Origin of the sequence: Subtercola boreus (assembly GCF_006716115.1) — a bacterium.
Lineage (GTDB): Bacteria > Actinomycetota > Actinomycetes > Actinomycetales > Microbacteriaceae > Subtercola > Subtercola boreus.
This window is the reverse complement of record NZ_VFOO01000001.1, coordinates 825,706-839,801: the sequence shown is the minus strand read 5'-3', so window position 1 is coordinate 839,801 and position 14,096 is coordinate 825,706. Positions and strand designations below refer to the sequence as shown.

15 protein-coding genes are annotated in these 14,096 nt (G+C 69.2%); 6 read left to right on the top strand and 9 right to left on the bottom strand.

All coding sequences use genetic code 11. The features are described from left to right. Positions 1-13: 13 nt before the first annotated feature. Positions 14-643 carry a DinB family protein gene (locus FB464_RS03930; protein ID WP_116415011.1) on the top strand — a complete coding sequence of 210 codons (630 nt, stop codon included), beginning with the start codon at positions 14-16 and terminating at the stop codon, positions 641-643. A gap of 10 nt (positions 644-653) precedes the next feature. On the opposite strand, the gene FB464_RS03925 is transcribed toward FB464_RS03930, so the two are convergent. From FB464_RS03925 to FB464_RS03905, 5 genes are all read right to left on the bottom strand, one after another. After that, positions 654-1,232, bottom strand: coding sequence for a GNAT family N-acetyltransferase (locus FB464_RS03925; RefSeq protein ID WP_116415012.1), 579 nt, complete (start codon positions 1,230-1,232; stop codon positions 654-656). A 9-nt stretch (positions 1,233-1,241) separates the two neighbouring features. Further along, positions 1,242-1,910 carry a uracil-DNA glycosylase gene (locus tag FB464_RS03920; RefSeq protein WP_116416608.1) on the bottom strand — a complete coding sequence of 223 codons (669 nt, stop codon included), beginning with the start codon at positions 1,908-1,910 and terminating at the stop codon, positions 1,242-1,244. A gap of 83 nt (positions 1,911-1,993) precedes the next feature. Next, the gene (locus tag FB464_RS03915) at positions 1,994-2,719 is read right to left on the bottom strand and encodes a type 1 glutamine amidotransferase family protein (protein WP_116415013.1); all 726 of its coding nucleotides are present in this window, start codon (positions 2,717-2,719) and stop codon (positions 1,994-1,996) included. Positions 2,720-2,732: 13 nt separating this feature from the next. Continuing rightward, positions 2,733-3,260 (bottom strand): phosphoribosyltransferase, encoded by a 528-nt coding sequence (locus FB464_RS03910; protein WP_116415014.1) that lies wholly within the window; start codon positions 3,258-3,260, stop codon positions 2,733-2,735. 26 nt (positions 3,261-3,286) lie between these two features. Further along, entirely contained in the window at positions 3,287-4,081 is a 795-nt protein-coding gene (locus FB464_RS03905; RefSeq protein ID WP_116415015.1) for an SDR family oxidoreductase, read from the bottom strand. A 113-nt stretch (positions 4,082-4,194) separates the two neighbouring features. Here FB464_RS03905 and FB464_RS03900 point away from each other — a divergent pair, with 113 nt between their 5' ends. The 5 genes from FB464_RS03900 (at position 4,195) to FB464_RS03880 (ending at position 9,974) form a co-directional block, all read left to right on the top strand. Further along, the gene (locus FB464_RS03900; protein WP_116415016.1) at positions 4,195-5,517 is read left to right on the top strand and encodes a bifunctional o-acetylhomoserine/o-acetylserine sulfhydrylase; all 1,323 of its coding nucleotides are present in this window, start codon (positions 4,195-4,197) and stop codon (positions 5,515-5,517) included. A gap of 73 nt (positions 5,518-5,590) precedes the next feature. After that, positions 5,591-6,796: a homoserine O-acetyltransferase MetX gene (metX, locus tag FB464_RS03895; protein ID WP_116415017.1), complete on the top strand. Its 1,206-nt coding sequence runs from the start codon at positions 5,591-5,593 to the stop codon at positions 6,794-6,796. 52 nt (positions 6,797-6,848) lie between these two features. After that, complete coding sequence (locus tag FB464_RS03890) at positions 6,849-7,970, top strand: sensor histidine kinase (protein ID WP_246092918.1); 1,122 nt, start codon at positions 6,849-6,851, stop codon at positions 7,968-7,970. Next, positions 7,967-9,244, top strand: a complete 1,278-nt coding sequence (locus FB464_RS03885) for a hypothetical protein (RefSeq protein ID WP_116415019.1) — start codon at positions 7,967-7,969, stop codon at positions 9,242-9,244. Before FB464_RS03890 ends, FB464_RS03885 begins: the two co-directional genes overlap by 4 nt. Before the next feature lie 34 nt (positions 9,245-9,278). Next, positions 9,279-9,974, top strand: a complete 696-nt coding sequence (locus FB464_RS03880; RefSeq protein ID WP_116416609.1) for a response regulator transcription factor — start codon at positions 9,279-9,281, stop codon at positions 9,972-9,974. A 71-nt stretch (positions 9,975-10,045) separates the two neighbouring features. Here the strand turns inward: FB464_RS03880 and FB464_RS03875 are convergent, their stop codons facing one another. From FB464_RS03875 to FB464_RS03860, 4 genes are all read right to left on the bottom strand, one after another. Next, the gene (locus FB464_RS03875) at positions 10,046-11,350 is read right to left on the bottom strand and encodes an MFS transporter (RefSeq protein ID WP_246092917.1); all 1,305 of its coding nucleotides are present in this window, start codon (positions 11,348-11,350) and stop codon (positions 10,046-10,048) included. Between the two features lie 129 nt (positions 11,351-11,479). Then, on the bottom strand, positions 11,480-11,782 hold the full coding sequence (locus tag FB464_RS03870; RefSeq protein WP_116415020.1) for a thiamine-binding protein: 303 nt from the start codon (positions 11,780-11,782) through the stop codon (positions 11,480-11,482). Next, a complete protein-coding gene (locus FB464_RS03865; protein ID WP_116415021.1) occupies positions 11,782-13,101 on the bottom strand; it encodes a glycosyltransferase 87 family protein in 1,320 nt (439 codons plus the stop codon). The genes FB464_RS03870 and FB464_RS03865 overlap by 1 nt, the downstream gene beginning before the upstream one ends. A gap of 96 nt (positions 13,102-13,197) precedes the next feature. Beyond that, positions 13,198-14,067 (bottom strand): ADP-dependent NAD(P)H-hydrate dehydratase, encoded by an 870-nt coding sequence (locus FB464_RS03860; RefSeq protein WP_116415022.1) that lies wholly within the window; start codon positions 14,065-14,067, stop codon positions 13,198-13,200. Positions 14,068-14,096 lie beyond the last annotated feature (29 nt).

The window sequence follows — 14,096 nt, the reverse complement described above, 5'->3', positions numbered from 1 at the left end:
CTACGCTGGGGGGATGACGAACACGGAGTTGCCGAACAGCGAGGTACCGAACGGGGAGGTGCCGAACGGAGAGGTGCAGAGCGACGAGCCCCACCCCGGCGCGGTTCACAGCACGGGCACCAGCGCGCCCCGCACCGGCACCCTCCCCGAGATCGTGCGCCCCGAAGCGCCGGAGCACGGCCCCGAACGCGAGAGCCTCGACGGTTTCCTCGACTGGCAGCGGGCCTCCGTCGTCTGGAAGGCGACGGGGCTGAGCGATGCCGATGCCGCGAGGCAGCTCCTGCCGTCGATCACGACGGTCTCGGGGCTGATCCGACACCTCGCCGATGTCGAACGCAGCTGGTTCCGTGACGTTCTGGCCGGCGAGAAGGACGTGCCGGCGCGGTGGACCGACGACGATCCCGACGGCGAGTTCCGGGTGACAGCCGCCGATTCGCTCGCGGAGATCATCGCCGACTACGAGCTCGCCTGCGCCGAGTCCCGCGCGGTGGCGGCGCGGTTCGCGCTCGACGACCTCTCGGCCGGTCGCGACCACAGGTTCAGCCTGCGCTGGATCCTGATCCACCTCATCGAGGAGACGGCGCGGCACCTCGGTCACATCGATGTGCTGCGCGAACTGCTCGACGGGGCTGTCGGCGAATAGCGCGCGCACGTCACTTGAGGTGCTTCTGCAGCAGCACCGTTCCGAGCCAGCGGTTGAACTTGAACCCCACCTTGCCGAGCCGGCCGACCTCCTTGAAACCGAAGCTCTCGTGCAGGCGGATCGACCCCTCGGCGCCCTTGTCCACCACGACGGCGAGCACTTCCTTGATCTTCGCTGCCTTCGAGTCGGCCAGGAGCTGTTTGAGCAGCGCCTTTCCGAGCCCCTTGCCGGTTGCTGCGGGCCCGAGGTAGATGCTGTCCTCGACGGTACGGCGGTAGGCGGCCTTCTGCTTCCACGGCGACACGTAGGCGAAGCCGATGACCTGGTCGCTGCCCGAGATCGCCACCAGGAACGGCATGTCGAGCTTCGAGAGCCAGGCGAACTTCGTCTTCCACTCCTTCAGCGTCATCGCGTCTTCATCGAGCGTGACGACGGTGTTGGCGACGTAGTGGTTGTAGATCTCCCGCACGTAGGGCATGTCCGCTGCGACCGCAGGGCGGATCGTGTATTCGAAGACCGGCTCCGGCGGGACCGGCGGGCGCAGATTCGCCGGGAGCTTCCTCCGCGGCTGGTATTCCTCTTCGAGCATGCCTGAAGCCTAGAGGGTGGGCGCGTGCCCGGTCAGGGCCCAGTCGACCGGCTTGACGCCACGCTCGACCAGGGCCGCATTCGCCCGGCTGAACGGGCGCGACCCGAAGAAGCCCCGCCGGGCCGAGAGCGGACTCGGATGCGCAGATTCGATGACCGTCGCCGAACCGAGAAGCGGGCGGAGCCTGGCGGCATCCTTCCCCCAGAGAATCGCGACCAACGGGGTGCCGCGGGCGACCAGCGCCCGGATCGCGAGCTCGGTGACGGCCTCCCAGCCACGGCCGCGGTGCGATCCCGCCAAGCCGGGCTGCACCGTGAGCACCCTGTTCAGCAGCATGACGCCGCTCTCGCTCCAGCCGGTCAGGTCGCCGTGCTCAGGAGCGGCCACTCCGAGGTCGTCGGTCAGCTCGCGGTAGATGTTCGACAGGCTCCGGGGCAGCGGCCGCACGGCTCGCGAGGTCGCGAACGAGAGGCCGATCGGATGCCCGGGGGTGGGGTACGGGTCCTGGCCGACGATCAGCACCCGCACGTCTCTGAGCGGCTGGCCGAACGCGCGCAGCACGAGGGCGCCGGCGGGGAGGAACCCCCGGCCTGCAACGACCTCCTCGTCGAGGAACTCGGCCAGTTCGGCGAGGGTGTCGGCCGCCGGTGCGAGCGCCTCGGCCCAGCCCGCATCCATCCGGCCCGAGGCGACGAGCGCATCGAGGGAGAAGTCCAAAGCGGCGTCAGGGCCTGCGCCGGCCGATGCCGGAGGCACCCCGGTCAGCTCTCCCCCATCGTCGCGACCCGCACGCTGCCGTCGTCGTCTGTGACCGTCCAGATGCTCCCCCGGCCGACCACGCGGAGCGGGCCGTCGCCGACGATCAGCACGGTGTGCTCGTCGATGGCGATACCGCCGTCGGTGAGCCCGGCCTCGGTCGCCGCGATGAGCCGGGCGAGCGTTCCCCACTGCGCAGCGTGCACGTCGACGGCGAGGTCGATCAGGCCGAGGCCCTCCCCGACCGTCACCTCGTCGAGCTCCTCGGACGCTTCTTCTGGGCAGACCGGCACGTCACCGATCGTCCAGCCGCCGAGGATCGCGCGGTCGGCGGCGATCGCAGCTCCGGCCGAGAAGCCGAGGTAGGGAACGCCTGCCGCGACCTGGCGCCGGATCTCGCCGAAGGCCGGCGCGATGCTGTCACGGTAGGCGGGGGTGAGACCGCCCCAGACCAGGATTCCGTCGACGTCGGCCAGGCCGGCTGCGTCGATGGCGACACCCTCCGGCGCGAGAATCGGAACGGGCTGGAGTTCGGTGACGGTGGCGAGGGCCGCGATCAGTTCCGCATACTTCTCGAGGCCGTCACCGTCCCGCACCAGGATGAAGGCGATCCGGGGCCCGTCGAGTCGGCCCGCCTGCAGCGCCCGCTCCGCGGCTTCGGAGAGGAACTCCCGGTACACGGCACCGTCGTCGACCATCGGCCAGCCACCGCCGACGAGATGGATACTCACAGTGCGCCGCCGATCATACAGTCACCGGCGGGTGCGCCGACCACGGGAAGACGATCCACCGGTCGGTCTTCTTCCAGTAGAAGTCGGGCTCGATCACCGAGCGCGGCTTCGAGTAGAGCGTGGCCGTCTTCACGATGACACCGACGCGCTCCAGCAGGCCGACCACGAGAGCGAGGGTACGGCCGGAGTCGGCGACGTCGTCGACCAGCAGGATGTTCTTGCCGATCAGGGCGGTGTTGTCCATCATCGGCGGCAGGATGATCGGCTCGGGCAGCGTCGTCTCGACGTCGGTGTAGAACTCCACGTTCAGGCTGCCGCAGCTCTTGGTGCCGGTGGCGTAGGCCAGCGCGCCGGCCGGCAGCAGGCCGCCGCGCGCGATCGCCACGACGAAGTCGGGAACGAACCCGCTCTCGAGCACGCTCGTCGCCAGCACCCGGGAGGCCTCACCGAACTCGAGCCAGCCGAGCACCTCTCGTTCCGGTGTCGTCTCTGCCCCGTCGACGGGGGTCCCGGTCACTGTCGTGTGTTCGCTCTCGGCCATCCGACAACGGTACCGGCAATCGCCCGCTACTGCTTCACTTCGAGGGGGCCCCGGTGCACCTTGTAGACGGCCGACTGCGCCACCGGCTTGATGATGACCAGGTCCAGGCTGATGTGCGGGGCCATCTCGACCATGGTGACGATCGTGGTCGCCACGTCGCCTGCGGTCAGCGGGTCGGGCACATTCGCGTACACGGCCTCCGCCTTGGCCGTGTCGCCGCCGAACCGGTTGAGCGAGAACTCCTCGGTCTTCACCATCCCGGGCGCGATCTCGAGCACCCGGATCGGCTCACCGCTGAGCTCCAGCCGCAGCACTTCGGAGAGGGAGGTGACAGCGAACTTCGCGGCGTTGTACCCGCCTCCGCCCGCGTAGGCGAAGTGTCCCGCGGTCGAGGAGACGGTGAGGATGTCGGCCACCGCCGTGCCCGTCGGGGCACCCGCGACCGAGGCACGGAGAAGAGGCAGCAGTGCCGTGATCACCCGTTTGACCGCGATGACGTTGACCTCGAACATCCACTCCCAGTCGGCGATCGGGCTCGCTTCGACAGAATCCATGCCGACCGCGCCGCCGGCGTTGTTGATGAGGGTGCTCACTCCGCCGGTTTCGGCGAGGTGGGCGGCCAGGGCATCCACGTCGTCCTGCTTCAGCAGGTCGGCCACGAAGTAGGTCGCGCCCGTCTCCTCGGCGAGCGCCTTCAGCCGGTCTTCGCGGCGGGCGACCCCCACCACGTCCCAGCCGTGGGCGCGGAGCAGCCGCACGGTCGCGGCCCCGATCCCCGAGCTTGCTCCGGTGACGACGGCGCGACGATTCTGGATGCCCATTGCGGAGCCTTTCGAGAGAGGTTTGCGCATCACGTTACCCCGTGTTTCCCCGGGCGTTGACCGGCCGGGCACCCCTCCCTAGTCTTGCCGTACCGACCCAAAGGACGATTCCGATGACAGACAACGCCGACTGGCAGTTCGAGACCAAGCAGATCCATTCGGGCGCCGCGCCCGACCCCGTGACCAATGCCCGCGCCACGCCGATCTACCAGACGACGTCGTACGTGTTCAACAACGCCGACCACGCCAAGAACCTCTTCGCGCTGGCCGAGTTCGGCAACATCTACACGCGCATCCAGAACCCGACCCAGAACGTCGTCGAGGAGCGCGTCGCGGCTCTGGAGGGCGGAACAGCAGCGCTGCTGGTCGCCTCCGGCCAGGCCGCCGAGACCTTCGCTGTGCTGAACATCGCCCAGGCCGGCGACCACATCGTGTCGAGCGCTTCGATCTACGGCGGCACCTACAACCTCTTCAAGTACACCCTCAAGAAGCTCGGCATCGACGTGACCTTCGTCGAGAACCAGGACGACTCCGAGGAGTGGCAGCGCGCGGTGCGCCCGAACACGAAGCTGTTCTTCGCCGAGACCATCGGCAACCCGAAGATCAACATCCTCGACATCCGGCTCGTGGCCGACGTGGCGCACGACAACGGGGTGCCGCTGATCGTCGACAACACGATCGCGACGCCGTACCTGATCCGCCCGTTCGAGCACGGAGCCGACATCATCGTGCACTCGGCGACGAAGTTCCTCGGCGGCCACGGCACCGTCATCGGCGGCGTGCTCGTCGACGGCGGGACGTTCAAATGGTCGGAGAACGCGGCGAAGTTCCCCGGGCTCACCACGCCCGACGAGTCATACCACGGCGTCACGTACACCGAGGCGCTCGGCGACGGCATCGCCTACATCATCAAGGCGCGCGTGCAGCTGCTCCGCGACCTCGGGTCCTCGATCGCCCCGGCGAGCGCATGGCAGCTCATCCAGGGCATCGAGACGCTGTCGCTCCGCATCGAGCGCCACGTGCAGAACGCCCAGGAGGTCGCCGAGTGGCTCGACAACCACGACGACGTCGCCACGGTGTACTACGCGGGGCTGCCGTCCAGCCCCTGGTACGAGGCCGCCAACCGGTACGCCCCCAAGGGTGTCGGCGCCGTTCTCTCGTTCGAGCTGAAGGGCGGTGTGGACGCGGGCCGTGCGCTGGTCAACTCGCTGACGCTCTTCTCGCACCTGGCCAACATCGGCGATGTGCGTTCGCTGGTCATCCACCCGGCGTCGACGACGCACTCGCAGCTCACGCCTGAGCAGCAGCTGACCTCGGGCGTAACCCCGGGACTCGTGCGCCTCTCGGTCGGGCTCGAGAACATCGAGGACATCAAGGCCGACCTGGCCGCGGGCCTCGCTGCGGCCCGCGAGGTCGCGCGCGCAAACGCGCTGTAAGTTCCCTGTACAAGGAGGGCCTCGGCGTAACAAACGCCGGGGCCCTCCTTTCGTTGGCCAGAATGGAATCACCATGGACTGGCAGATACCCGAAGACACCGTTCCGAGCGATTTCATCACCGACGCGCAGATCCGGTCGATCCTCGGCAAGCCGCCGGCGACCGGGGCCTGGCGGGACGGCGACCCGGTGGGGCGCCGGCAGTTCGCGCACATCGGCGACATCACGTTCGAGGCCGGCGGCACGGTTCCGGATGCCCGGATCGCCTTCGAGACGTTCGGAACGCTGAACGGGGCCGCCGACAATGCGGTGCTCGTGGCGCACGCCCTCACGGGAGACAGCCACCTGGCGGGACCGGCCGAGCCCGGGCATCCGACAGCCGGCTGGTGGGGCGGGATCGTGGGGCCCGGACTCGCGATCGACACCGACCGGTTCTTCGTGGTCGCACCCAACATGCTGGGCAGCTGCCAGGGCTCGACAGGTCCCGCCTCGATCGCGCCTGACGGGGAGGAATGGGGCAGCCGGTTCCCGTTCACCAGCATCCGCGACCAGGTCACGGCGCAGGAGCGGGTGATGCGCCAGCTCGGCATCCGGCGCTGGGCCGCGATCGTCGGCGGATCGATGGGCGGAATGCAGGTGCTGGAGTGGGGCGCCATGTTCCCGGCTCTCTCCGAGAAGCTCGCCATGATCGCTGCCCCGCCGATCTCGAGCGCTGACCAGATCGCGCTCAACTCGGTGCAGATCGAAGCGATCCGGGCGGATCCGCTCTTCCACGACGGCAGCTACTACAACGCCACAGACGGGGAGGGACCGCACTCCGGCCTGGCCCTCGCCCGGCGGATGGCCCTGCTGAACTACCGGAGCCCCACCGAGCTGAACGACCGGTTCGAACGCAGCTGGCAGAGCGGCATCAGCCCGCTCGGGCGGGGCGGACGGTTCGCGGTGGAGTCGTACCTCGACTTCCACGGCAACAAGTTCACCCGCCGGTTCGACGCGAATGCCTACATCACGCTGGTCGAGGCGATGAGTTCGCACGACGTCGGGCGCGGACGGGGCGGAGTCGTCGAGGCGCTCCGGACGGTCAGCGCCGTCTCGCTCGTGATAGGCATCGACAGCGACCGACTCTTCCCGGTGGAGGACCAGCAGGTCATCGCCCGGCACATCCCCGGCAACATCGACGGGGACGACGCGACGGTGATCTCCTCACGGTTCGGACACGACGGGTTCCTCATCGAAGACGAGCTGGTGAGCCGGGAACTGCGCCGGCTCCTCGCGCTCTGACGCTGCCGGCGAAGATAGGATCACGAGTGTGATCAGGCGCCAGGAACCACTGTTGCGAACCGCTGCGTGGGTGGAGGGCTGGGTCTTCACCCTCTCCTCGCTGGTCTGCCTGCTGATCGCCGGGGGGATCCCTGGACACGTCCTCGCTCTCGGACTCCCGCTCTATGCGGTGATGCTCGCCGGGTACGTGATGATCGGGCGCTCGTCGGCCACCCTCTGGATCGTGGTGGTCACGGTGGCCGGCCTGGCGGTCGGCGCTCTCCTCGGCAGTGTTGTGGTCGATCATGCCGCCGTTCTGAGCGCGCTCCTGCTCGTCTCCGGTGGCGGGATCGGGGCGCTGGCGATCGTTCTGCAGGGGTCGCTCTCCGGACGGTTCTACCTGGCCGCCGCGTTCCTCGTCAACCTGACGATCGCGCTGTCGTCGATGACCTCCGATGAGGCCGTGCAGGCCCTCGCGATCTTCCTCGTCAGCTGGACGGTGAACGTCATCGTCGGAATCTGGATCACCGACAGTGTGCGACGCGCCCGTGACCGGATCGCCCGGCTCGGCGCCGTGCACCGTGCTGAGCGGTGGGCGAGCGAACTCGAAGCGCAACGCCGGCGGAGCGCCCGGCTCCTGCACGACACCGTGCTCGCGACCCTGACCCTGCTCGCGCACTCCGGCCGGGGAGTGGATCCCGACGCCCTCCGCGTGCAGGCCAGCGACGACGCCGTTCTGCTGCGCCAGCTCCGCCACGGCGAGACACCGATACCCCGGTCATCCGGAACCTACAACCTCCGCACCGACCAGGCCCCACCGGTCACGCAGAGCATCAAGGCGCTGCAGCAGCGCTTCAAACGGCGCGGACTCCAGGTGCACTGGCACGGCGATGGCGATGTCACACTGCCCCCGCACGTGCGGAGCGCCTTCCTGCTCTCCCTCGGCGAGTGCCTCGAGAACGTCAGGAGGCACGCCCAGGTGGACGAAGCAGACGTGACGATCACCCAGGACGCGGGTGGAGTGCGCGCAATGGTCACGGACTCGGGCGTCGGATTCGAGACGGACGGGGTCGACCCGGCTCGGCTCGGCCTGGCCGAGTCGGTCGTCGCGCGCATCAGGGACGTCGGGGGCACCACCCGCATCTTCTCTGCGCCCGGTGCCGGGACGACCGTCGTGCTCGAGGTTCCCCGATGAGCGATCCCACCCGCCCGGCACAGGGCGCAGGCCCGGGGCTCGAGGCCGACGACCAGGGGATGGGCCTGCTCACCCGGCTGGTGCGCGCCCGCACGCTCGGCCCCGAAGCGATCGAATCGCTGCGGCGCGACATGGCGACCGACTCCCGCATCGGCATCGGGTACCTCGGGATCGGCGCCATCGTCGCAGGCATCCTGCTGAGCATCCGGGGAATCGCCGTCTTCGCCCTGAACTGGGGCTCCTACACGAATCCGTGGCTGACGGCGGGGGCCTGGGCCCTGGTCGCCGCCGCGATGGCCCTGGGCTGCATCATCGCCAACAGCAAGGGCGGCCGGCTGCCGACACCGGCCTTCATCGGAGTGCTGCTGCTCGTGGCCGCGGCGGTGGTTCTCGATCTGGTGTCGACGCACGGCTTCACGGAGTCCACTCCGGAGGTGACGGTCATCGTGGGCGCGGGCGCGACCCTGCTCGCGCTGGTGGCCTACCGGCCGCTGAACCAACTCATCCTGGCCACCGTGGTACTGGTCGTCTTCCTGCTCTCCGTGACCATCGTCGGTGTGGGTGAAGACCCCGTGGCCAGCCGGCCCCAGATCGAAGTGATCGTCGCGGCCATCGCACCCACGCTGATCGCGATCCTCATCGTCAAGTCGTTCACCCGCTTCATCGACAGGGAGCTCGACCGGACGCTGGTCGAGAGCACCCTGTCCTCGCCGCGGTACGCTGTGGGCATCCTCGGCTCCGACGAGCTGGTGCGCCTCGACAGGAGTGCTGAAGAGTTGCTCTCGGATGTCGCGTCGGGGCGCATCCCGCTGCCGCTGGATGCCGGACAGGCCTCCGCCGCATCGTCACTGGCGAACGAGCTGCGCCGCCGGCTCATCGAGGACCGCCTGCAGACGTGGCTGCAGCACGCCGTCGACGGTTCGGATGTGCTCCGCCCCACCGTGACCCTGGTCGACCCCGACGGACTGGCCGGCTACCTCGAAGCCGACCAGCGCGAGGGCTTCCTCTCGGCCGTCTGGCTCATCGCCGCAGCGCCCACCCGCCAGCAACCCGCCATCACCGTGACGATCGGCCCTGTACTGGACCCCGACCGGGGGGTCCCTAGCGATATGATGGGGATTCCGATGAACATTTCGATCGCCGGCATTCCCCGCCGACGCTTCGATGTGACGATCTGGGGGGCGCTGGATCGGGTGGGGCAGCACTCGGAGAGCAGCAGGAACGGCGTGACCGACATCCGGATCACCGCCGAGGTGCATTCCCCCGAATCGTAGAACCCTCCGAGCGATGCAGTGGGAAGGCCCGACCATGACGACGACGCATGAGAACATCCGATTGGCGATTGTCGATGACCACCGCATGCTCCTCGGAGCTCTCACAGAGTGGATCCGCGGTGCCGCGAGCGACATCAACATGGTCGCCGCCGTCACCACGTGGCCCGACCTGCTGACGAACCCCGAGTTCCCCGTCGACGTCGTGCTGCTCGACCTCGACCTGAAGGACAACCTGCCGATCTCGGTCAAGCTGCGGGCCCTCAAGTCCGCCGGAGTGAAGACGGTGCTGATGAGCACCTACTCGGAGCCCGTCGTAGTGCGTGAGGCCCTCGCGGCCGGAGCCCTCGGCTACCTCGTGAAGAGCGAGGAGGCCGACATGATCGTCGAGGCGATCCGCTCGGCCGCGAAGGGCGAACCGTTCATCTCGAGCGAACTCGACCTGGCGCTCAGCGCACAGGAGGTCAACGGCTCCCCCAAGCTGAGCGCCCAGGAGCGGCGCGTGATGGCTCTCTACGGTGGGGGCGAGCCGGTCAAGCAGGTCGCCGAGCAGCTCAGCATCTCCGAGGAGACCGCGAAGAGCTACCTGAAGCGCATCAGGGAGAAGTACCGCGTGCTCGGCATCGATGTCGGCACGAAGGTCGCCCTCCGGAAGCGCGCCATCCAGGACGGGCTGCTCATCCAGGACGACTACCTCACGAACTCCGACGTGTCGGCGGAGCCGCACAGCTAGCAGCTGGCTGCTTGCAGCTGCTAGCTGGCAACTGGCAGCTGGCGCGCCAGGGCCGGAGGTCGCAGCCGGAGTCAGCGCCGGCTGGGCAGGGCGATCGGCTGTGTTCCGTCGAGTTCGGTACGGAACGCGGCGTCGGCCGCCGCCACGGCGATGCGCCGGCGGGTGCGACGCTCGACCGCGAACGACGTGAGCGCGATGAGGATGCCGAGCACCGTGAGCAGGATGCCCGCGCCGATCGGTGCCACATAGCCGAGCCCGAGCGACAGCGCCACACCCCCGACGATCGGCCCCAGCGCGTTGCCGAAGTTCAGCGACGAGTGGTTGAGGGCGGCGGCGATCGACTGGCTGTCACCCGCGACATCCATCAGCCGGGTCTGGATGAGCGGGGAGATCGTCGCCGCGGCCGCTCCGACGAAGAACAGGCCGACGAAGAGCCCCACCGGGTTCGAGACGAAGAGCACGAGTTCGACCAGCGCCACCAGCAGCAGCCCGAAGAAGAGCAGCAGGGAGCGTTTCAGGTTGTGGTCTGCGGCCCAGCCGCCGGTGAGGTTGCCCACGGTCATCCCGAGCCCCACCACAACGAGCGCCCACGGCACGACGCCCTCGGGCAGCCCGGTGATGGTCGTGAGGATCGGCGAGACGTAGGTGTAGACGCAGAAGAAGCCGCCGAAACCGATCGCGCCGATCGCGATGGCGAACCAGACCTGTGGCCGGCCGAACGCCTTCAGCTCCTTGCGCATCGTCGCGGTGTGGTCGCCCGGCAGGTTCGGCACCGTGAGCGTCACGGCGACGAACGCCAGCAGGAAGATCGCGGCGACCACCAGGTACGACACGCGCCAACTCGACGACTGGCCGATCCACGTGACGAACGGCACGCCGACCACGTTCGCCACGGTGAGACCGCCCAGCACGAGCGCGACGCCCTGCCCGCGCTTGTTCGGCCCGAGGAGCGACGCGGCGACCAGCGAGGCGATGCCGAAATAGGCTCCGTGCGGAAGAGCCGAGACGAACCGGGCCACCAGAACGAGCCCGAAGGTGGGGAGGAGTGCCGAGGCGACGGTGCCGACGATGATCGTCACGAGCAGCACCATCAGCACCACCTTCCGCGGCCAACGCGCGGCCACGGCGGCGATGGTCGGGGCGCCCACGACCACGCCCGCGGCATACGCGGTGATCAGCAGGCCGGCCTGGCCGTTGGCCTGCTCGGACGAGACCCGGAACAGGTCGGGCAGCAGGTCGCTCGCCAGGTTCGGCAGCAGGCCCATCGCCACGAACTCGGTACAGCCGATGCCGAAGCCGCCGAGGGTCAGGGCCAGCAGGGCAAGACGAATACGGGCCGGCGACAGCTGCGTCGGCCCTGGCGAAGTGAGGGTCACGCTTCCACTGTAATGCCGCGCCGTTCGGTCTATCGAATCGATTCGATTAACACTGTGTAACAGGTCGGCGGCGGGTGCCCGGACCCCGCGCTTCCGTCCTCGGATCGCAGGGGAACCCCGCGGGCCACGCTATTCGCCGAGCGCCTGCTCGAGCCGGTCGACTTTCGCCGTGAGCTCGCCGGAGTACCCGGGCCGGATGTCGGCCTTCAGCACCAGCGACACCCGGGAGCCGAATGCGCCGACCGCTTCGGTCGCGCGCTTCACGACGTCGAAGACCTCGTCCCACTCGCCCTCGATGGTGGTGAACATCGAGTCGGTGTGGTTCGGCAGGCCCGATTCCCGCACCACGCGCACGGCGGCGGCGACGGCATCGTGGACGGAGGCGTCGGCCCCCTCACCGCCCGAGGGCGCTACGGAGAATGCGACGAGCATCAGGTGACCACCTTCACAGCACGGGGAACGGAGACCCGGGCGGGCTTCACCCGGGTCTTGACGAGGGCACGGAGGGCCAGCACGAACAGCACGCAGACCAGCAGGTTGCGGAGGCTCAGCGTCACGAGCATGAACGTGTTCAGGGAGATCAGCCAGTCGTAGTAGTACGGGTAGATGATCTGCGTGAGCAGGGCGAGCACGGCGGCGATGATCGCAAAGGTGCGGAACCGCTTTCCCTGCCAGATGATGCCCAGGATGACCGGGGCGGTGAGCCAGAGCATGAACTGGGGCGAACCGACCTTGTTGAACACGATCAGCGCGGACACCAGGGCGAGGGCGAGGGGCGGCAGCACCTCGGTCACCGAGGCGCCGGATCGAACCACCCAGACGCCGATCAACAGGATCGCCAGCACAGCGAGCGCGAGTAGCGGCGTGGTCAGTACGTCGGCGATCGGCCCGCCCGCACCCTTCACCTGGAAGGTGAGGATGTCCTGGTCGTAGTAGACGACCGAGCCGGGAAGCCGGAGGTACGCACCCCACATGAACGGCGTGCTGATCGGTGCTTCGATCTGGAGGCCGCGACCGGTCTGCTGCGTGACGAAGCTGAACAGGTTCGCGCCGGCACCGAGGGCGAGGCCGACTCCGGCGATGACGGCGGCGGTCGCTGCGGCGGCGATGGCGACGGTCCATCGCCTCTTCGTGGCGATCATCACCGCGACGACCATGGCGATCGGCCAGACCTTCACCCAGGTCGCGGCGGCGAGCAGCACCCCGGCGACGGCTGGGCGACGGATGGCCAGCAGCAGCCCGACGATCACAAGCGCGACCTCGAAGGTGTCGATGCGGCCGAGGGCGACGGGGCCGAGGAGGAGGAGCGCCGCGAGCCACCACCAGGCCGCCACGAAGCGGATGTTCGGGGAGAAGCCGGTGGGGCGTGCATCCGGTGCCGGAGTGCCGTTCGGGAGTGCCGTCTGTGCGGGCTCGGCTTCTGGGGCGACCTTCGTCGCCCGCGAGTTCAGGATGAACGCCAGCACGGCCCCGTTCGCGATGACGACGAGCAGAAACCAGGTTGTGCCGTAGAGCGACCCGCCGAGCGCCATCGCCGCGATCATCGGGGCCAGGGCGAGGAGCGGATAGACCCACGGGCCGTCGATGCCGACCCAGTAGCCGGCGAGGCCGTTGTGGATCCACGTGTTGTAGACCACCGTGACGTCACCCCAGGGAAGGGTCGGCGCGGTCAGCCCGACGTAGCCCAGCCACAGGTGGATGGCGGCGAACGCAAGCCAGATCAGCAGGGGGTTCGTAACCAGTCGACGCACCCAGCCATCTTATGCGTCCGCGGCGCGGAGCTCCGGCGGGCAGGGCGTCAGCCGCGGCGGGGGCTCCGGCGGGCTGGGCGCCAGCCGTGACGCACGTCAGCCGCGGCGGAGGGCCGCGATGGCCGCCGGCACGGCTTCCGCGATGTCGAGGGCGACGATCGGGCCTCCGGCCGAGGCGCGCTCCCCTGCGAGACCGTGCAGCACCGCCGCCGCGGCTGCCAACTCGGCGAGGGCGCTGGGTGCGGCATCCAGTCGCTCGCGGTGCGTCGCCACGAGGGCGCCGAGGATGCCCGCCAGCACATCCCCGGATCCCGCCGTGGCGAGCTCGGTGGTCGGCGCAGTGACCCGGAGGCAGGCGCCGAGCACGACGTCGCCGCCCGGCGCGCGGCTCGCGCCCACCACGTGCGTGACGTGTCCCTTCAGCAGCACCGTCACGCCGAGGAGCCGCGCGGCCTCGACGGCCCACCGCTCAGGGTCGCCCGTCACCTGCCCGCGGCTCACTTCGGTGCCGTGGGCGGCCAGCAGGGTCACGAGCTCCCCGGCATGCGGGGTGATGACGACGGGCCCCGTCGCACGGCCGACTATGTCGAGGGCGCCGGCGTCGAGCACCGCGGGGTCGCCGCCGCCGAGCGCCTCGACGATCGCCGCGGTCACGTCGTCGCCGCGCAACGCGGCATCCATTCCCGAGCCGATCAGCCAGCCCTGCACCCTGCCGCCGGCGGTGACAACCTCGGGGCGACGCTGGAGCACGAGCCGCGTCGCACGCCCCGGTCCGAGATAGCGCACCATGCCGACCCCCGTGCGGGCCGCGCCCTCCACGCCGAGCACCGCCGCACCGGGAAAGCCCGCCGAACCGGTCATCACGCCGAGCACGCCGCGGGAGTACTTGTCGTCGTTCTCGCCGGGAGGTTCGACGAAGGCCCGGGCATCCGCTGCGGTGAAGTCGGTGAAGGTCGATGCGCTCATGCGTCCACGATAGGTCGTCGGCGGATGCA